The organism is Phyllobacterium calauticae (assembly GCF_019991125.1).
Lineage (GTDB): Bacteria > Pseudomonadota > Alphaproteobacteria > Rhizobiales > Rhizobiaceae > Phyllobacterium > Phyllobacterium calauticae.
Window position 1 is genome coordinate 60,209 of record NZ_JAGENB010000002.1, and the last position, 18,861, is coordinate 79,069.

The 18,861-nt window shown below is 59.7% G+C and carries 15 protein-coding genes and 1 riboswitch; of the genes, 9 read left to right on the forward strand and 6 right to left on the reverse strand.

The window, feature by feature from the left end:
- Positions 1–13: 13 nt before the first annotated feature.
- The 5 genes from J1W56_RS06275 (at position 14) to J1W56_RS06295 (ending at position 5,745) form a co-directional block, all read left to right on the forward strand.
- On the forward strand, positions 14–859 hold the full coding sequence (locus J1W56_RS06275; protein WP_223612479.1) for a fumarylacetoacetate hydrolase family protein: 846 nt from the start codon (positions 14–16) through the stop codon (positions 857–859).
- Between the two features lie 37 nt (positions 860–896).
- Positions 897–2,174 carry an L-fuconate dehydratase gene (locus tag J1W56_RS06280; RefSeq protein ID WP_223612480.1) on the forward strand — a complete coding sequence of 426 codons (1,278 nt, stop codon included), beginning with the start codon at positions 897–899 and terminating at the stop codon, positions 2,172–2,174.
- 80 nt (positions 2,175–2,254) lie between these two features.
- Positions 2,255–2,965 carry a DUF1868 domain-containing protein gene (locus J1W56_RS06285; protein ID WP_223612481.1) on the forward strand — a complete coding sequence of 237 codons (711 nt, stop codon included), beginning with the start codon at positions 2,255–2,257 and terminating at the stop codon, positions 2,963–2,965.
- Positions 2,966–3,076: 111 nt separating this feature from the next.
- Positions 3,077–3,276, forward strand: a riboswitch (cobalamin riboswitch).
- A 125-nt stretch (positions 3,277–3,401) separates the two neighbouring features.
- Positions 3,402–4,646, forward strand: a complete 1,245-nt coding sequence (locus J1W56_RS06290) for an aromatic ring-hydroxylating oxygenase subunit alpha (protein ID WP_223612482.1) — start codon at positions 3,402–3,404, stop codon at positions 4,644–4,646.
- Between the two features lie 7 nt (positions 4,647–4,653).
- The gene (locus J1W56_RS06295) at positions 4,654–5,745 is read left to right on the forward strand and encodes a hybrid-cluster NAD(P)-dependent oxidoreductase (RefSeq protein ID WP_223612483.1); all 1,092 of its coding nucleotides are present in this window, start codon (positions 4,654–4,656) and stop codon (positions 5,743–5,745) included.
- Positions 5,746–5,969: 224 nt separating this feature from the next.
- On the opposite strand, the gene purU is transcribed toward J1W56_RS06295, so the two are convergent.
- The 5 genes from purU to J1W56_RS06320 all read right to left on the reverse strand — a co-directional run bounded on the left by purU (position 5,970) and on the right by J1W56_RS06320 (position 10,407).
- Positions 5,970–6,866, reverse strand: coding sequence for a formyltetrahydrofolate deformylase (purU, locus tag J1W56_RS06300; protein WP_223613444.1), 897 nt, complete (start codon positions 6,864–6,866; stop codon positions 5,970–5,972).
- 4 nt (positions 6,867–6,870) lie between these two features.
- A complete protein-coding gene (locus J1W56_RS06305; protein WP_223612484.1) occupies positions 6,871–7,668 on the reverse strand; it encodes a 3-methyl-2-oxobutanoate hydroxymethyltransferase in 798 nt (265 codons plus the stop codon).
- Between the two features lie 16 nt (positions 7,669–7,684).
- A complete protein-coding gene (locus J1W56_RS06310; protein ID WP_223612485.1) occupies positions 7,685–8,917 on the reverse strand; it encodes an NAD(P)/FAD-dependent oxidoreductase in 1,233 nt (410 codons plus the stop codon).
- Positions 8,918–8,919: 2 nt separating this feature from the next.
- Positions 8,920–9,237 (reverse strand): MocE family 2Fe-2S type ferredoxin, encoded by a 318-nt coding sequence (locus J1W56_RS06315; protein ID WP_223612486.1) that lies wholly within the window; start codon positions 9,235–9,237, stop codon positions 8,920–8,922.
- Between the two features lie 75 nt (positions 9,238–9,312).
- Entirely contained in the window at positions 9,313–10,407 is a 1,095-nt protein-coding gene (locus tag J1W56_RS06320; RefSeq protein ID WP_223612487.1) for a fatty acid desaturase family protein, read from the reverse strand.
- Positions 10,408–10,568: 161 nt separating this feature from the next.
- On the opposite strand from J1W56_RS06320, the gene J1W56_RS06325 reads away from it, so the two are divergent.
- Both J1W56_RS06325 and J1W56_RS06330 read left to right on the forward strand, forming a co-directional pair.
- The gene (locus tag J1W56_RS06325) at positions 10,569–11,600 is read left to right on the forward strand and encodes a LacI family DNA-binding transcriptional regulator (protein WP_223612488.1); all 1,032 of its coding nucleotides are present in this window, start codon (positions 10,569–10,571) and stop codon (positions 11,598–11,600) included.
- Positions 11,601–11,726: 126 nt separating this feature from the next.
- Positions 11,727–12,560, forward strand: coding sequence for a TIM barrel protein (locus J1W56_RS06330; RefSeq protein WP_223612489.1), 834 nt, complete (start codon positions 11,727–11,729; stop codon positions 12,558–12,560).
- A gap of 73 nt (positions 12,561–12,633) precedes the next feature.
- Here the strand turns inward: J1W56_RS06330 and J1W56_RS06335 are convergent, their stop codons facing one another.
- A complete protein-coding gene (locus J1W56_RS06335) occupies positions 12,634–15,813 on the reverse strand; it encodes a GH92 family glycosyl hydrolase (RefSeq protein ID WP_223612490.1) in 3,180 nt (1,059 codons plus the stop codon).
- A gap of 487 nt (positions 15,814–16,300) precedes the next feature.
- Here J1W56_RS06335 and J1W56_RS06340 point away from each other — a divergent pair, with 487 nt between their 5' ends.
- Positions 16,301–17,230: a sugar ABC transporter substrate-binding protein gene (locus J1W56_RS06340; protein WP_223612491.1), complete on the forward strand. Its 930-nt coding sequence runs from the start codon at positions 16,301–16,303 to the stop codon at positions 17,228–17,230.
- Positions 17,231–17,305: 75 nt separating this feature from the next.
- Positions 17,306–18,847 carry a sugar ABC transporter ATP-binding protein gene (locus J1W56_RS06345; protein ID WP_223612492.1) on the forward strand — a complete coding sequence of 514 codons (1,542 nt, stop codon included), beginning with the start codon at positions 17,306–17,308 and terminating at the stop codon, positions 18,845–18,847.
- Positions 18,848–18,861: the final 14 nt, after the last annotated feature.

An 18,861-nucleotide genomic window follows, 5' to 3' on the forward strand; every position in this document is an offset into this window, starting at 1 on the left:
AAAGGAACAGACGATGAAATTTCTACGTTATGGCGAACCGGGGCAGGAAAAGCCCGGCGTGCTTGATGCCAAGGGGCAAATCCGCGATCTCTCCGGTAAGGTGAACGATCTTGCCGGGGCCGTGCTCGACCCGGAGGCGCTGGCAAAATTGTCGGCGCTGGATATAGAAAACCTGCCTGTCGTTGAGGGCAATCCGCGCCTTGGCCCCTGCGTTGCCGGAACCGGAAAATTCATCTGCATCGGCCTCAACTATGCCGACCACGCAGCGGAATCCGGCATGGCCGTGCCGCCGGAGCCGGTGATTTTCATGAAGGCGACGTCCGCCATATCAGGCCCGAATGACGATCTGGTCATTCCGCGCGGTTCGGAAAAGACCGACTGGGAAGTCGAGCTTGGCATCGTCATCGGCCGCACGGCAAAATATGTCGGCGAAGCCGAGGCGCTGGATTATGTCGCCGGATACTGCACCGTGCACGATGTCAGCGAGCGCGCCTTCCAGACGGAGCGTGCAGGGCAATGGACCAAGGGCAAATCCTGCGACACATTCGGTCCGACCGGCCCGTGGCTGGTGACCAAGGACGAGGTGGCCGACCCGCAGAACCTCGGCATGTGGCTGAAGGTCAATGGCGAGACGATGCAGAACGGCTCGACCCGGACCATGGTCTACGGCGTTGCCTTCCTCGTCTCCTATCTCAGCCAGTTCATGTCGCTGCATCCCGGCGACGTCATCTCGACCGGGACGCCACCCGGCGTCGGCATGGGCATGAAGCCGCCGCGCTACCTCAAGGCAGGTGACGTGATCGAGCTCGGCATTGACGGTCTTGGCACCCAGAAACAGGTGGCACGCGCCGACGTCTAACGCGTGCTGACCCGCAACATTATTCAAGAGGCATATTGTGACCCGCATTACCGATCTTCGCGTCTTCGACGTCCGCTTTCCCACCTCGCAGAGCCTGGATGGATCGGACGCCATGAACCCGGACCCGGATTATTCCGCCGCCTACGTCGTCCTCGATACTGACAACAAGGCTTTGTCCGGCCATGGGCTGACCTTCACCATCGGTCGCGGCAATGAAATCTGCTGCCTGGCGATTGAAGCGATGAAGCATCTCGTTGTCGGGCTGGAGCTGGACTGGGTGAAGGAAAATCCCGGCCGTTTCTGGCACTTCATCACCGGCGACAGCCAGTTGCGCTGGATCGGGCCCGACAAGGGCGCGATGCATCTGGCGACGGGTGCGGTGGTCAATGCGGTCTGGGACCTCCTGGCCAAGGAGGCGGGCAAGCCGGTCTGGCAGTTGGTCGGCGAGATGACGCCGGAAGAAATCGTCGATATCGTCGACTTCCGCTACCTGACAGACGTGCTGACGCGCGAGGAAGCGCTCGCCATCCTGCGCAAGGCGGAGAACGGCAAGAAGGAGCGGATCGCGACGCTGCAGGCGGAAGGCTATCCCTGCTACACCACATCGGCGGGCTGGCTCGGCTATTCCGATGAAAAGCTGCGCCGCCTCTGCCAGGAGGCGGTCGACGCCGGTTTCAACCACGTCAAGATGAAGGTCGGCCGCGATCTTGAGGACGATATCCGCCGCCTGACCATTGCCCGCGAGGTGATAGGGCCGGACCGTATCCTGATGATCGATGCCAACCAGGTCTGGGAAGTGGGCGAGGCCATCGACTGGGTCAACAAGCTTGCCTTCGTCAAGCCGTTCTTCATCGAGGAGCCGACCAGCCCGGATGACGTGGCGGGCCACCGCAAGATCCGGCAGGCAATCAAGCCGGTGAAGGTCGCGACCGGCGAGATGTGCCAGAACCGCATCATGTTCAAGCAGTTCATCGCCGAAGGCGCCATCGATGTGGTGCAGATCGATTCGTGCCGGATGGGCGGCCTCAATGAAGTGCTGGCCGTGCTGCTGATCGCGGCGAAATACGGATTGCCCGTCTGGCCGCATGCGGGCGGTGTCGGCCTGTGCGAATATGTGCAGCATCTGTCGATGATCGACTATATCGCCGTGTCGGGCACGAAGGAGGGCCGGGTGATCGAATATGTCGACCACCTGCATGAGCATTTTGTCGATCCCTGCCATATCCGGGATGCCGCCTATATGCCGCCGTCGCTGCCGGGTTTCTCGATTGAAATGAAACAGGCGTCGATCGAGGAATATCTCCACCGGCCATAGGAAAAGGGGCGGGGCTTCATCAGTCTGACAAAGAGCTGTCCTATGGCGATTGCATCGTCTTCTTTCGTCACGGGGTTCCCATGCTCGACCTGATCAAGCCTTCGCTTGCCCGCTTTGCCGCCAGCCTGCACCCGGAACCGCCGGTGCATCTCGGCCGGCGCTACAACAGCGCGGGCGTCTTTCAGCCGGAACCCGGCAATACGGTGGTCTGCCATCTGGTGAAGGGGTCCGAGTCGGAAGCCTCGGTCATTGCCGTGCGCGACCGGATGCTGGCGATGCCCGATGCCGGGCAGCTGGCCTTTACCCCCGTCTCCAGCCTGCACATGACGCTGTTTCAGGGCATTATCGAATATCGCCGCCGCCCGTCCTATTGGCCGGATGATGTTCCGCTGGAGACAAGCATCGACGACATGACGCGGCTTTATGTGGATCGCCTGCGGGATTTCGAGGGATGCGGGCCGTTCAACGTCGAGGTGATCGATGTCACGCCCGCAGGCCTGACGGTGGCGGGTGCGAGCGAATATGACGAGCGGATCATGCGTGCCTGGCGCGACGAACTGGCCGTGCCGTTCGGTTACCGGCATCCTGATCACGACACCTATGTCTTCCACATCACGCTGGCCTATCCGATCGCGCGGTTCCCGGATGAAAGGCTCGGGGCCTGGCAGGAACTTCTGGATGATTGCCTAGCATTCATCCGGCGTGAATCGCCGGTCATTGCGTTGAATCCGCCCGCATTGTGCAGTTTCGTCGATATGAATCATTTCGAGGAACTGGTGGTTCTGGATTGAACCAGAGGCCGTTTGATCGCCAATCTGCGACATAGTGTACACGCGCCCGGCGTGTCGTCTTACGTAAATGCGATGTCGTTTCCGCACCTATTCTTTTTGGGTGCCGGATGCTTTTATCGGGGCACTTGAGGTGCCGCTTTTCTAGGGAAGCGGAGAATTGGGAAGCCGGTCGGAAACCCGGCGCTGCCCCCGCAACGGTAGTGGAGTGAAACACGGCATAACAGCCACTGGGTCACAACCCCGGGAAGGCGTCGTGACAGCCGATACGGCAACTCCAGAGCCCGGAAACCAGCCTCGGTACTGAAAACCGACTGATCGCGGTGGGCGATCAAGGAGCATGATTCTGTGCGGGCATCAGCCGGTGGCTGGCCGTACAGGCGTTCTTCCTCCGTCACCACCAGTCAGTTCTTTCGCAACATCGAGGCGAGGACACGACATGGATATACGCAACGAACTGCTCCGGAACCTGAGAAACCGGAAACCCGGCTACGGCCTTGAACAGTCTTTCTATTCCGATCCGGATTATTTCCGGCTGGATATGGAGAACATCTTTTATCGCGACTGGCTGTTTATCGGCCATGATTGCGAAGTCGCCAAGCCCGGCAACTTCTTCACGGTGCAGGTCGGCGACTATCCCGTGGTCATCGTGCGCGACCGCCAGGGCCAGATCCGGGCCTTTCACAATTCCTGCCGCCATCGCGGCTCGCGCGTCTGCTCGGCCGAGCGCGGCACGTCGGCCAAGCTCGTCTGCCCCTATCACCAGTGGACCTACGAGCTTGACGGTCGCCTGCTGTTCGCCCGCCAGATGGGCGATGATTTCGACGCCAGCCAGCACAGCCTGAAGCCGGTGCAGTGCGAAAGCGCCGGCGGTTACATCTTCATCTGCCTGGCGCAGAATCCTGTCGATTTCAGTGCAACGCGCGCACTGATCGAACCCTATCTCGCGCCGCACCACCTCACCGAAACCAAGGTCGCCTATCAGAGCACCATCGTCGAAAAGGGCAACTGGAAGCTGGTTTGGGAAAACAACCGCGAGTGCTATCACTGCGTGGCCAATCATCCCGAGCTGTGCAAGACCTTTCCGGAAGCGCCGAGCGTGAGCGGTGTCCAGGGCGCCGCAGACGATCCGGAAATTGCTGCCCACTGGCAGCGTTGCGAAGCGGCAGGCCTGCCCAGCATTTTCCGCATGTCCGATGACGGCCAGTACCGCGCCACCCGTGTGCCGCTGCTGCGCGATGCGGAAAGCTATACGATGAGCGGGCGCCGCGCCGTCGGCAAGCAGCTCAGCGACAGTGTCAACGAGAAGCAGATCGGCTCGCTGCTGCTGTTCCATTACCCGACCACCTGGAACCATATCCTCGGCGACCATGCGATTTCCTTCCGCGTGCTGCCGCTCGGCCCGGATGAAACGCAGGTCACCACCAAATGGCTGGTGCACAAGGATGCGGTTGAGGGCGTGGATTACACCATCGAAGAACTGACGCATGTCTGGCTCGAGACCAATGACCAGGACCGCCGGATCGTCGAGGAAAACGCCTTCGGCATCCGCTCGCCCGCCTACGAGCCCGGCCCCTATTCGCCCGAGCATGAAGGCGGCGTGCTGCAATTCCTCGAATGGTATTGCAGGTTCATGGAAGAGCGTCTCTCCGGCGGCGATACGCGGCTCAGCAAGGTAGCATAGGTACACAATGAACATGGGCGTTCCTCAGTCTTACCCGCACCTCGACCAGATGCAGCCATGGAATGACCGGTTGCATCTGCTGGAGTGTCTGTCGATCATCGAGGAAGCGCCGAATGTGAAGACCTTCACATTCCGTTCCGACAACCAGAACTGGTTCCGCTATGAGCCGGGCCAGTTCATGACCTTCGAGCTGCCGGTGCAGCCCGAAGCCGTCCTGCGCACCTATACGCTCTCCTCCAGCCCGTCACGGCCCTTCACCATCGCCGTGACGGTCAAGGCGCAGGAGAACAGCATCGGCACCCGCTGGATGCTGGATCACCTGACCCCCGGCATGCGGCTGAAGGCCTTCGGTCCGCTCGGCGATTTCTCCATGCGCAGGCATCCGGGGGAAAAGTACCTGTTCATCTCGGCCGGGTCCGGCATCACGCCGATGATGTCGATGACCCGCTGGATGCATGATTGCGCCCCGCAGAGCGATATCAGCTTCGTCACCTGCGCCCGCCGGCCCAGCGACATCATTTTCCGCCGGGAACTGGAATATCTGACAAACTGCATGCCCAACCTGAAACTGTCGTTCCTGATCAAGGAACACGAGATGGGGCAGGTGTGGACCGGTATCCGCGGGCGGCTGGAAGCGCCCAAGCTGCCGCTGCTGTCGCCCGATTTCAAGGACAGGACGATCTTCTGCTGCGGTCCGGAAGGTTTCATGCGCGATGTGCGCGGTATGCTCGAAGCCAGCGGTTTCGACATGGCGCACTATCATCAGGAAAGCTTTGGCCCGGCCGCCGAGCCCGTTCTGCCCGCCTTCGATGTGATGTCCACCGACGCCGTGGAAGCGTCGGCGACGATCACATTTTCCATGTCGGGCATGGATGTGCCCTGCATGCCGGGCGATACGATCCTCAAGGCGGCGCGCGGCGCCGGTATCCGCATTGCGGCGGCCTGCGAATCCGGCCTGTGCGGCACGTGCAAGGTGATGAAACTCTCGGGCAAGTCCGAGATGGATCACAATGGCGGTATCCTCGACGAGGAAATCGACGAGGGATTTGTCCTTGCCTGCTGCACCAAGCCACTCGGCAATGTGGAGATCGAAGCCTGAGTGCCGCCTTTTGAGCTATTCTCCGTTCTGATACGCAAGCAAAATCCGGCGGGGAAGGCTGGCATTGCCACTGTGCGTGGTTCGACAAGCTCACCATGAGGGAGAGGGTTGGGCTGCAATGCTTAGTCACAAGGATTGCAGCATATGACTCCCTGAAGTCCTCACTCTCCCTCATGGTGAGCTTGTCGAACCACGCACCACGCACCCTTAAAAAATACCTGTGCTTAGAACACCACGGTCTTGTGCCCATTGAGCATGACGCGGGATTCGAGGTGCTTCTTGACGGCGCGGGCGAGCACCCGGCTCTCGATATCGCGGCCGGTGGCGACAAAGTCCTCGGCGCTCATGGCATGGCTGACCCGCTCGGTCTCCTGCTCGATGATCGGGCCCTCGTCGAGGTCGGGCGTGACATAATGCGCCGTCGCGCCGATCAGCTTCACCCCGCGCTCGAACGCCTGGTGATAGGGCTTTGCCCCCTTGAAGCTCGGCAGGAACGAATGGTGGATGTTGATCACCTTGCCGAACAGCCGCTTCGACAGAGTGTCCGACAGCACCTGCATGTAGCGGGCGAGGATGACGAGATCGGCGCCGGTGTCCTTGACGATCTTCAGCAGCGCCTCCTCCTGCGCCGTCTTGTTGTCTTTCGACACGGGCAGCACATGATAGGGGATGCCCTCATGCTCGGCAAAGCGGCGGCTGTCCTCGTGGTTGGAGACGATGGCGGCCACTTCCGCATCGAGCCAGCCGACCTTGATCTGGTAGAACAGGTGCAAGAGCGCATGGTCGAACTTCGACACCATGATGACGATCTTCGGCTTCTTGGCCTGGTCGATCAGCGTGGTCTTCATGCCGAAGCGCTCGATGGCGGGTTTCAGCGCCCGCTCGACATCGTCCTTGGAGGTGCTTTCTGAGGCGGCAAAGGCGATGCGCATGAAGAAGCGGTTGGTCTGGCGGTCCCAGAACTGGTTGCTCTCGGCGATATTGGCATCCAGCGCCGCCAGCTCCGTCGTCACCGATGCCACGATCCCTGGCTTGTCTTCGCACGACAGGGTGAGGACGAAACCGTGCGCATAATCAGAGGGCTGACGGGTTACGGGCGAGGTGGGGGACTGATGATCCATCGGTTCAAACTCCAGGAAGCTCTTTGAGAAAACGGTCCAGTTCGTCATGCGGAATTCCAACCACATGTTCGGCTGCCGGATAGTTTTTTGCGTGCACGTCTGCGACAAACTCGGAAAAGGCTGCGACCCTTTCCTGCTGCAGGCGGTCATATTCGGCGGAAAAGTTGCGGTAGGTCTTGGCATGGCGCGGATAATGGCCGCGGTTCGATCCAAGAATATCCTCGGCGAAGAGATATTGCGCATCGCAGCCGGCGCCTGCGCCCATGGAAATCATGAACAGCGAGGTGCGCTCGGAAATGGCGGTTGCAACCGCCACCGGCACCACCTCGATCTCGGCGGCAAACGCCCCGGCCTCTTCCAGCGCCTTGGTCTGGCGCCAGATGTCGAGCGCGCTTTGCGCCGTCTTGCCGACAGCTTTGAAGCCGCCGGTCCAGGTCGCCTTTGACGGGATCAGGCCAACATGGCCGCAGACAGGAATGCCTTCATCGCGCATGCGCCGGATCGTCGACAGGCTGGCCGCGCAATAGACCGCATCGCCGCCCGCATGCAAGGCGGAAAAGGCGGCACGCACATAATCCTCCGCCGTGACGAAATCGCCGTATTCAAGGCCGGGTATGGTGAAACAGGATGGCGCCGCATCGCGGAAAGCGGGAGAGAGCAGCGCCGGCCGCACGGAAAGAATATCGACCCGCGCGCGCTCGGCGGCCTCCGCTTCCTCAAGCGTTTCGACCCGCAGCATGGTCAGCTGGCGACGACCTTTCATTGCAAGAATATCTGCCACCGTGGGGCGTTTGCTGGTCATGGTGTCTCCGTCCGTTTCAGGCTGCGAGCAGCGATTTGAGTTTGATGTCCGGGGCGGCGAGATGAGCCTGATCGGGACAGGCGGAGCGGGCAATCAGCATTTCCGCCAGCCGGATATCCCGGGCGACGCTGCTGCCGGGACCAATGCCGCTGGCAGCGACAAGGCGTCCATCCGCCGCGAGATGGAACAGGATGAACGCGCCATCGCCGAGATCCCGGCGGATTGTCCGGGCACCTTCGTCGGCAAGCCCGGCCACCTGCAGCCCCAACTCATACTGATCGGACCAGAACCACGGAACGGCGAGATGCGGCTCGCAAAGCCCAAGCATGTTGCGGGCGGCCAGCGTGCCCTGTTCCTGCGCATTGCGCCATGCTTCCAGCCGCACCTGGCGACCGTCATAGAGAGCAAGCGGAAACGCACAGCAATCGCCGGCAGCAAAAATATCGGGGTCGCTCGTCTGCAGATGCGCATTGACGAGGATGCCATTGGCGGTTTCAAGACCGGCCGCCTCGGCGAGCGCCGTTACCGGCAGGGCGCCGATGCCGATGACGGCGAGGTCTGCTTCAAGCTTTTCACCATCGGCTAGCGTGATGGTGACGCCAATGTCTTTGTCGGTGATTGCTGCAATGGCAACGCCGCAGCGGATGAGAACGCCTTCCTGCCGGTGACGTGCCGCGATGACTGCGGCGATTTCCTCCGGTACGCCGCGCATCAGAATGCGCGCCTGGGTTTCGAGCACCGTCACCACGGCGCCGCGCTGGCGCGCACTGGCCGCAAGTTCAAGGCCGATGAAGCCGCCGCCGACAATGACAATGCGCGCGCCCGGCTGAAGCTGCGCCCGGATGGCCAGCGCGTCGTCATAGCTGCGCAGACAGGCGCAATGCCTGCTTGCCGCCGCCAGCGGCAGCGGGCGGGGGACGGCACCCGTCGCGAGCAGCAGCCGGTCATAGGCGAGACGATTGTCACCGGCAAGGATGACGTTCTTCGCTTCCCGGTCTATTCCAATCGCAGTCGTGCCGGCAACGAAGCGGATATCCTGTTCGGCGAACCGGTCCTCTCCCGCGATGGTTCTGGCGAGGGGATGCTCCGGTGAAATCATGGTGTCCTTGGACAAAGGCGGCCGTTCATAGGGAAGGTGCTTTTCCGCGCCGATCAGCGTGACCGACCCGGCATATCCGTTCTCCCGCAGCGCAAAGGCGGCGCGGGCGCCGCATTCGCCGCCGCCGATGATGACCATACCGGCGGTCATCGTCAGGACGCCAGCTGGATGAGGACCTTGCCGGCCTCGACTTTCACCGGATAAGTCTTCAGGTTGACGCAGACCGGCGCGCCCTTGGCCTGGCCGGTCTTGTAGCTGAACCGGCCATTGTGCTTGGGGCACTCGATGATATCGTCCATGACAAGCCCGTCGGCCAGATGGACATGCTCATGGGTGCAAAGCCCGTCGGTGGCGAAGAATTCGTCATCGGGGCTGCGATAGATCGCAAAGGTCCGGCCCGCGTGGTCGAAACGCATGACATCTTCCTCATCGATATCATCCGCCGTGCAGGCCTCAATCCAGTCGCTCATGCTCTTTCCTCCCTTTGGCAGGAGCCGCACAGGCCCTGCTCATTGGTCTTCTTTGTAAGCAGTTTCTTACCAATTCTATTCCGCTGCAGCGCGGGCATCCTCGCCGTGGAATTCCTCGCGGTAGGGTTTTGCCGTCAGCGGCAATTCACGCCTGAGGTAATAGTCTTCATTGCGCAACTGGCGCAGGAAGGCGGGGATCATCTCGCGGTAGCCGTCGAGGATGGACGGATTGGGGGCGGGCAGATCGTGCCTGATCATGGCATGCAGGCGTGGCAGCGCATGATAGGGCACCATGGGAAACATGTGATGCTCGACGTGATAATTCATGTTCCAGTAGATGAAGCGGCTGACGGGGTTCATCAGCACCGTACGGCTGTTGAGGCGGTGATCGATGACATTGTCGGCAAGCCCGCCATGCTGGAGCAGGCCGGTCAGGACATGGTGCCACGCGCCATACAGGCGGGGCAGGCCGACCAGCATCAGCGGCAGGATCGAGCCTGTGTAGACAGCCAGCGCAATGGTGACGGCATAGATCGCCAGCCAGATGCGGGCGAAGCGCACGACCTTGTGCTGCTCCTGCGCGGGAATGAAGCTCTTTTCCTCGGCGCTGACAATGCCGGCGGCATTGCGCAGCATATCCGCAACCGCATGCCATGCATCGAGAAGGCCGAAGAAATTCAGGAGGAGGCGGACGAGATCGGGCGGGCGCATGACGGCAATCTCCGGGTCGCGGCCGACGATGACCGTGTCGGTGTGGTGACGCGCATGGCTCCAGCGCCAGGTCACCGGATTGCGCATGATCATGAAGCAGGCGATCTGATAGACCGCATCGTTCATCCAGCGGGTCTTGAAGGCGGTGCCGTGGCCGCATTCGTGCCAGCGCGAATCCGAGGCGGAACCGTAGAGCACGCCATAGGCGAGAAAGACGGGAACACACCAGATCGTGCCCCAGAGAACAATACCGAGACCTGCAAGGACAACCATGCTGCCGAGCCAGATCGCCGTGTCGCGCATGGCCGGTCCATCCTCGCGCCTCATCAGATCTTTTATGTCCTTGCGGGGAACGTCCGTGTAATACCACTCGGCGGCTGCCAGCCCGGTCTCGACAGCGCGCTGTGAATCGCGGCCGACAAGGCTGTAATCGCGTGATGCCGGTAATGCTGCGTCCATGGCAGGACCTCCCAATCCTTCGGCACGCACTTCAAACACTGCGGCCCGATGGGAGAAGTGTAGCGATGGCAGCGGGCATGCTCAATTCGCGATGATAAAATCCTATCAATCTCCATCATTGGATGATACGGTTTATGATAGAATCTATCATTCGAGGCGATATGGCCAACAGACCGACAATTGCCGATCTTGCCCGGGTTTCCGGGGTCAGCGTGGCGACGGTGGACCGCGTGCTCAACAACCGCCTGCCCGTGCGCGAGGAAACGGCGCGGCGCGTCTATGACGCTGCCAACAGCATCGGCTATCACGCGGCGGGGCTGATCCGCCAGCGCATGCGGCAGGAACTGCCGGAATACAGGCTGGGTTTTCTCCTGCAGAAGTCCGGCCAGCATTTTTATCAGGATTTTGCCCGCGAAATCGATCAGGCGGTCAATGCCGCGCCGCATTTCCGCGGGGTGCCGGTCGTCGACTTCTGCCCGTCGCTGGCGCCGGAGGATATCATCGTCAAGCTGCGGTCTCTGGCCGGGCGCACGCAGTCGGTCGCGCTCGTTGCGCCGGACCATCCATCGATCACGGCCGTGATCGAAGAACTGAAGGCGAAGGGCATTGCCGTTTTCTCCCTGCTGTCCGACTTTGCCGCTGGCGTGCGCGAGGGCTATGTCGGCCTGAACAACCGCAAGGCGGGACGCACGGCGGCGTGGATGATCGCCAAAACGGCGCGCCGTCCGGGCAAGGTGGCGATCTTTGTCGGCAGTCATCGGTTTCAGGGGCATGAGCTGCGGGAAATCGGCTTCCGCTCGTTCTTTCGCGAAGAAGCGCCTGAGTTTACCGTGCTCGATACGCTGATCAATCTGGAGACACGGCAGATCACGCACGAAGCGATGCTCAATCTGCTGGAACACCATCCGGATCTGGCGGGATGTTATGTCGCCGGCGGCGGCATGGAAGGGGCGATCGCAGCCCTACGCGAGAGCATTCTGCCGGAACCGCCGGTGATGATCTGCAATGAAATCACGCCGGAATCACGCGCGGCGCTGGCCGATAATGTCGTCACGATGGCCATTGCCACCCCACTGCCGCGTCTCTGCCGCGAGCTGGTGGAACTGATGGGGCATGCCATCGAAACCGGGGCGGCCAACACGCCGGGACAAACCTTTCTGCCCTTCGATATTTATCTACCTGAAAACATCTGAAACAACCGAATCTATCAGAGATGATAGTTTCTGCGGCGTCAGGGCGATTGACTGACCGCTGAATGGAACAGATGTTTCGCGCGGCGCCGGCATTGTGCTGGCATTTCATTCCTGGGAGGGTTTCCGATGAGCGCGACGCGTTCCGCACCGGTTTTTGCAATCAATCACATGGTCACGCCGGCGTTGCGGCCGCAGGCTTTCTTCCAGCTGGCGCGCGCCATCGGTGTGCAGGACGTGGAAATCCGCAACGATCTCACCGGCAATGCCATCATCGACGGAACGCCGGCGGCGGATATTCGGGCGCAGGCGGCGGAGGTCGGGGTGAAGATCGCGACGATCAATGCGTTGCAGCGCTTCAATGAATGGACGCCCGGGCGCGAAAAGGAAGCCATTGAACTCGCCGATTATGCCAGGGATGCAGGCGCGGCGGCTCTCGTTCTGGTACCGGTCAATGACGGGACCGGTCAGGAGGATGGCGCGCGGCAGGCCAATCTGCGTGCGGCGCTGACAGCGCTCAAGCCGATCCTGGAGGCGCGGGGGCTTCTCGGGTTCGTCGAACCGCTCGGCTTTGAAATCTGTTCGCTGCGCTCAAAACGCGAGGCCGTCGAGGCCATCGAGGACATTGGCGGGCAGGACACGTTCCGGATCGTCCACGACACCTTCCACCACCATCTCGCCGGGGAACCGGCGCTCTTTCCGCAATGGACCGGCCTTGTCCATATTTCCGGCGTCACCGATGCCGCCATTGCCATAAGCGACATGCGCGATTCCCACCGCGTTCTCGTCGATGTGCAGGACCGTCTCGGCAATATCGCCCAGATCCGGGCGCTTCTGGCCGGTGGCTATACGGGGTTGTTCTCGTTCGAGCCGTTCGCCGAGGAGGTGCAGCGGTTGGACGATCCTGCGGAGGCGATCACGGTAAGCATGACTGCGGTAAGGAATGGTCTTGCTCAATCCTGATCGTTGACGACTGCCAAAAAATAGGCGCCGGGTTGAGCCGGCGCCGGTTTTCAAGGTTAGAAATTTCATCACTCTACGGGATGATTTGCGCACCCGCAGGCGGTTTGGCTGTGGGCTTGCTGTAGTCGGCGTTTGGTCCCGAGGGTGGGACAAGACTGTCATCTTCACCCCACGCTGTTGGTATCGCTGACAGCTTGAAGTTCAATTTGCCGCCGTCTCTGATCCTGTCGAGCGGCAGCCACAGGCCCTGATAGGGCGTGTCATTGAGCTTCATTTCACCGATGTACCGGATATTGTCGAGCATTGCGTCCTTGTCAGTTTTGATCAGCAGCTTTTTGCCATTGCCGAGCCAGACGGTGATACCTTGGAATTGCGGTGTGGACACTGCCAGTCCAGGCGCCGAGGGAATGACCGGGTAGAGCCCGAGCGCCGCCCAGACATACCATGCCGATGTCGCTCCCATGTCATCATTGCCGGGCAATCCGCCGGGGGCAGTAGAGAAGTTCTTGTTCATGATCACCGGGATGATGTACTGCGCATATTTCGGTGCAGCCGCCCAATTATAGGCCCATGGTGTCTGAAATGCCGGTTCATTCCCGATATAATAACCTGCTGATTCTTGGCCTCCGTTCAGGTTTCTTTGGGAAGGTTCACGGCTTACATCGTTGAACGAGGTGAGTGCTGGGATGGAAAACAGTTTGTTCAGCCGTGCGATAGCCGCGGCCTTGCCGCCGAGCTTGTCAATGAGCGCGGTCCAGTCGTGAGCAAATGCCCAGATGTAATTTCCCTCGGTCGATTCATGGAAACTGCCGTTTTGCCATTGGCCGGTCTTATCCTTGGCGCTCAGTGTCTTTTCGCTTGTATCAAAAATGTTCAGCCAGTTTGAGGCGCGTTTGAACAGAGCCTGAATGGTGTCCGGCTTGACACCTGCCGACGCGGGCAGACTGGCAAGGAAAGCAGCGGCGGATCGATCGCTGGTTGTCATTTCAATAGTGGCCGAAGATGCATTCCACGCCGCGGCTGCATCGGTAGCGATGTAGCCAAGTTTGAGATAGTCCGGCAAGGCGGGCAGATTGGCATTGCGCCCGACGCTGAGCTTGTCATTGCAGGCGCTTTGGGAATCGAACGTGGATTGCTCCATGTATTTGCGCGCTTTGGCCAGGTCGAAATTCCGCGCCCCGAACAGGTAGGTGCCGGCGATGACGTTGAGGGCGTGATCGCCCTGCATGGGGATGGTGTCCTCGCTGCCATTTACCCAATGCGGAAATGCGCCGCATTGCTGCGCATCTGCAACGAGCGACTGCATCATCTCGCTGGCCTCATCCGGAGCGATAAGAGCTACCAGTTGCGTGGCAGAACGGTAGGTGTCCCACATGGAGAAACCGGAGTAGTGCGTCTTGTAGCCGCTTTCCTTCCCGTCCAGCGTGAATTTGTAATTGGCCACGTTCTCTGTTGTGCGGTCAGGCAGAGTATCGATTGCCGGAAAAGGTGCCGTCTGTTTCATGCTGCGGTAGTCGCCGTTGACATCGCTGAAAACGGTGGGGCCACTGTAAACGCGATAGAACGCCGTATAGAATTTCGTCAGATTGGTCTTGATAGCCGGCTGTTTGTCCGATGGAAGCTTTGCTTGTTCCTCCGCTTTGGCCAGACTGATCTGGATGGTATTCAGGCGCTTGTTCCAGATAGCGTCTGATTGCTGCCTGACAGTATCGAATAACCAGCCATTGTTTTCGGCCTCAAGATTCTTCCTGGCATTGTCAGCACTGACTGATGAAATGCCGATTTTGACCTGGACGGTTTTATCAGTATCGGTCAGATCGAATTGCAGAGTGGCCAAACCGTCTTTGACCGAAGATGTGTTTTTCAAGGGTTTGTCGAAGACGGCATGGAAATAGACGGGCTGATCCCATGTTCCGTCACAGAAACTCCCGGCGAAAGCCTTGCCGGAGATGAATTTTTTATCCTCACCCAAGGTGACCGTGGCAAGATTGGCAAGCTTGTTCTTGGCTCTCTCTTTTGCTCTGCCGTTGAGCGCAGCATCGATGACGAGGAAAGCCTTATCCTTGTTGGCGTAGGAGAAACGCGCCATGCCGGTTCTCGTCGTCGCGGTCAGTTCGCTGAGGATGTTGTTGAACTTGACCCGGTAGTAGCCGGGTTGCGCCGATTCATCGGTATGGCTGTATCTTGCGCCGGCGGTTGATATCGGGCTGGCTGTTTCCTGCGGCAGCATGGCGACCGCGCTCTGACTGCGACAACCGGGGCCGTTCAGATGCGTCATGCTGAAATATTGGATCGCCACATCGTCGTAATAATACCCGCCTGATCCCTCGCCAAACTCGCCGCCGCTGCCCTTCGTGTCCGGTCCGAAGCTGACCATGCCGAAGGGTGTCTGCGCGCCGGGGTTGACGTTGCCGGAATGACCGCCGCCGCTGTCGGTTTTGGTCGTGCCAATGAAGAGATTGACAAACGGGGTCAGCGCCATATCCGATCGTGGTTGCAGGGCATCAAGCGAGTCTTCCAATGTAGCCAGGCGTGAATTGAAATCCCTGATTTCACCGTTGCTGCTTCTCTTCAGCGTTTCAATCGCGATTGAGAGACTGACGATCTGGTCTGTCAGCGCTGTAATCGATGCAGCATCGGCTTTGATTTTCACCGTTTCCAGCAGTTGCCGGATTGTATCATTTGTCGATGCGAGAACGGCGCGGTCTCCCTCGAATTTGGTACTGGCGGCAACCAGATCAACTTTGAGTTTTTTAAAGTCGCCAGTCACGCCCTCAAGCCGAGTGCGGTCGGCCGCCGCAAGTTGGGGATTAGCCTCCAAAGCGCTGATACGCTGTTGCAGATTGTCTGCAGCTGTTATCAGCGGGTTAAATCTGGACGAGCTGATATCCCCCAGTTTCAGTGCAAGCGCGGCTGCATCGTCTTCCGCCTGCGGGAGATTGAATCGCCGCAATTTGGTAAGGTCGTTTTCTGTCTTCGCTGCGGCTATGCCGGTTTCCAAAGTCTTCAGAGTTTGCTGGACCTCGCCAAGCGTTACGCGCAAAGCCGCAATGTCGGCATCGCCCCGAGCTTGTTTGACCTGTACTGCTTGGCTGATTGTGTCCGACGGTTGAGATACCTGCGTGTTCAGGTCCTTGGTTGCTCCGTCGAACGTTCCCTGGGATGCCGCAGTGTCCTTGTTACCCGAGCCGGTACAACCCACCAATGCGACGCAGCTGAACAAGCCCGCAATAAGCGGTGCCTTTAGTCTCATAATGTCCTCCCAAAAATTTTTTGTCGTTGAAAATGGAATGCAGCTACAAATGTCGCCGCCGCAGGCAAGCCTCACCCAAATCGGCCCCTCCAAAGTCGATTTAAAACGATTGAAAGTGATAATTTTATCAATTCAGGATGCGGGTCAATTATCAATAAGTCTGAAGAATACCTGATGTGAGGGTAAAAACCGGCGTCGAAGACAGGCAATCCGGTTGCGCAGCTGTGCAAAATTTACCCCTCAATTATTGCCCGGTTTTCACGAACCCCGCTTGACGCCTTCTTGAGAAAATGGAATAAATATTTCAGAAACTGGATGCGACGGTTTTTATATTCCGTATGACAAGTCCAGAAAAGTTTGCGCGACGTTTCGCGCACTCTAGGGGCAGAGGCATCGCTGGCAGCAGGGGTTGCGTGGCTACGATGCCGACGTTCGCGGAGCTTCCGGATCAGGACGGTGTGGCCGGGCACCATGTGGAGGAGACGAAATGAAAAAACTGATATTGAGCGTGGCTGTTGCAGCCTTGATGAGCACGTCGGCATTGGCCGCCAATATTGGCGTGTCGATGGCGCAGTTCGACGACAACTTCCTGACGGTCCTGCGCAATGGCATGCAGGACTATGCCAAGACGCTGGATGGCGTGAAGCTGCAGGTGGAAGACGCGCAGAACGATGTTGCCAAGCAGCAGAGCCAGATCCAGAACTTTATCGCCTCAAAGGTCGATGCCATCATCGTCAACGCGGTGGATACGGACGCGACGGCCGCCATGTCGAAGCTGGCGACCGCAGCGGGCATTCCGCTGGTCTACGTCAACCGCGAGCCGGTCAACGTCAACGAACTGCCGGCAAAACAGGCCTTTGTTGCATCCAACGAAGTCGAGTCCGGCACGCTGGAAACCAAGGAAGTCTGCAAGCTCCTGAAGGGCAAGGGCAAAGTCGTTGTCATGATGGGCGAGCTGTCCAACCAGGCGGCGCGCCAGCGCACGAAGGACATTCACGACGTGATCGCCACCGACGAATGCAAGGGCCTTACCATCGTCGAGGAGCAGACCGCCAACTGGTCGCGCACCCAGGGTGCCGACCTCATGACCAACTGGCTCTCCGCCGGTCTGGAATTCGATGCCGTCATTTCCAACAATGACGAAATGGCCATCGGCGCGATCCAGGCCCTCAAGGCCGCCGGACGCAAGATGGACACGGTTGTCGTGGCCGGTGTCGATGCGACGCAGGATGCGCTCGCTGCCATGGCTGCCGGTGATCTCCGCGTGACCGTGTTCCAGAATGCCGCCGGTCAGGGCAAGGGTGCGGTCGACGCCGCATTGAAGCTGTCGAAGGGCGAAAAGGTTGAGACCAAGGTCTATATTCCTTTCGAACTGGTGACGCCGGACAATCTGTCGAAGTACCAGTCCAAGAACTAAGGCATAGCGCCTTGCACAGGGACGCGCCTCCGGGCGCGTTCCAGCCTTTGCTCAATGTCTCGGGAGGAGACGATTATGGCAGTCAGCCCAACAACGATGGCTGCGGTTCGCGCCAGTGGTGCGGTGCCGAACGCCGAATATCTGTTGAATGTTGAAAATATCCGCAAGGAATTTCCCGGTGTGCTGGCGCTGGACGATGTGTCGTTCCGCCTGAAGCGCGGGACAGTGCACGCGCTGATGGGCGAGAACGGCGCCGGCAAATCCACGCTGATGAAGATCCTGGCTGGAATATATGTTCCAGATCAGGGCGAGGTGTTTCTCAAGGGGCTGCCGATCCGGCTGAAATCGCCGCTCGATGCGCTGGAGAACGGCATTGCCATGATCCATCAGGAACTGAACCTGATGCCTTTCATGACGGTGGCCGAAAATATCTGGATCCGGCGCGAGCCGAAGAACATGTTCGGCTTTGTCGATCACGGCAAGATGTTCACGATGACCGCCGAGCTGTTCAAGCGGCTGAACATCGCGCTTGATCCGGAAGCGCAGGTGCGGGACCTGAGCGTCGCCAACCGGCAGATGGTCGAGATCGCCAAGGCGGTGTCCTACGAATCCGACGTGCTGATCATGGATGAGCCGACCTCGGCGCTGACCGAGCGCGAGGTGGCGCATTTGTTCGAGATCATCCGCAGCCTGCGCAGCCAGGGCATCGGCATTGTCTACATCACCCACAAGATGAACGAGCTGTTCGAAATCGCCGACGAATTCTCGGTGTTCCGCGATGGCCGTTATATCGGCACGCATGCATCCACCGACGTGACGCGCGACGACATCATCAAGATGATGGTCGGGCGCGAGATCACCCAGATGTTCCCCAAGGAGACCGTGCCGATCGGCGATGTCGTCCTCTCGGTGAAAGACCTTGCGCTGAAGAATGTGTTCAGCGGCGTTTCCTTCGATGTGCGGGCCGGCGAAATTCTCGGCATTGCCGGGCTGGTCGGGTCGGGCCGCTCCAATGTCGCCGAAACCATATTCGGCGTGACGCCCGCCACGACGGGCTCAATGACCATCAACGGCAAGCCGGTTGCCATCGCCTCGCCGAACCAGGCGATCCAGCATGGCATGGCCTTCATCACCGAAGACCGCAAGGAAACCGGCTGCCTGCTCATTCTCGACGTGCTGGAGAACATGCAGATCGCCGTGCTGCAGGACCGGTTCGTCAAATTCGGTTTTGTTTCGGAAAAGGGCATTGCCGCGGCCTGCAAGGTGATGAGCGACAAGCTGCGGGTCAAGACGCCCAATCTGCAGGAGCGTGTCGAAAATCTTTCCGGCGGCAACCAGCAGAAGGTGCTGATCGGCCGCTGGCTGCTGACCAATCCGAAAATTCTCATTCTCGATGAACCGACGCGCGGCATCGATGTCGGCGCCAAGGCGGAAATTCACCGCCTCGTTTCCGAACTCGCCAAGCAGGGTGTCGCCGTCATCATGATCTCGTCGGAAATGCCCGAGGTTCTCGGCATGAGCGACCGCATCATGGTGATGCACGAGGGCCGCGTCACCGGTTTTCTGGATCGGGAAGAGGCAACCCAGGTAAAAGTCATGGAGCTGGCTTCCAAGTGAAGCCGCTGCCGGAC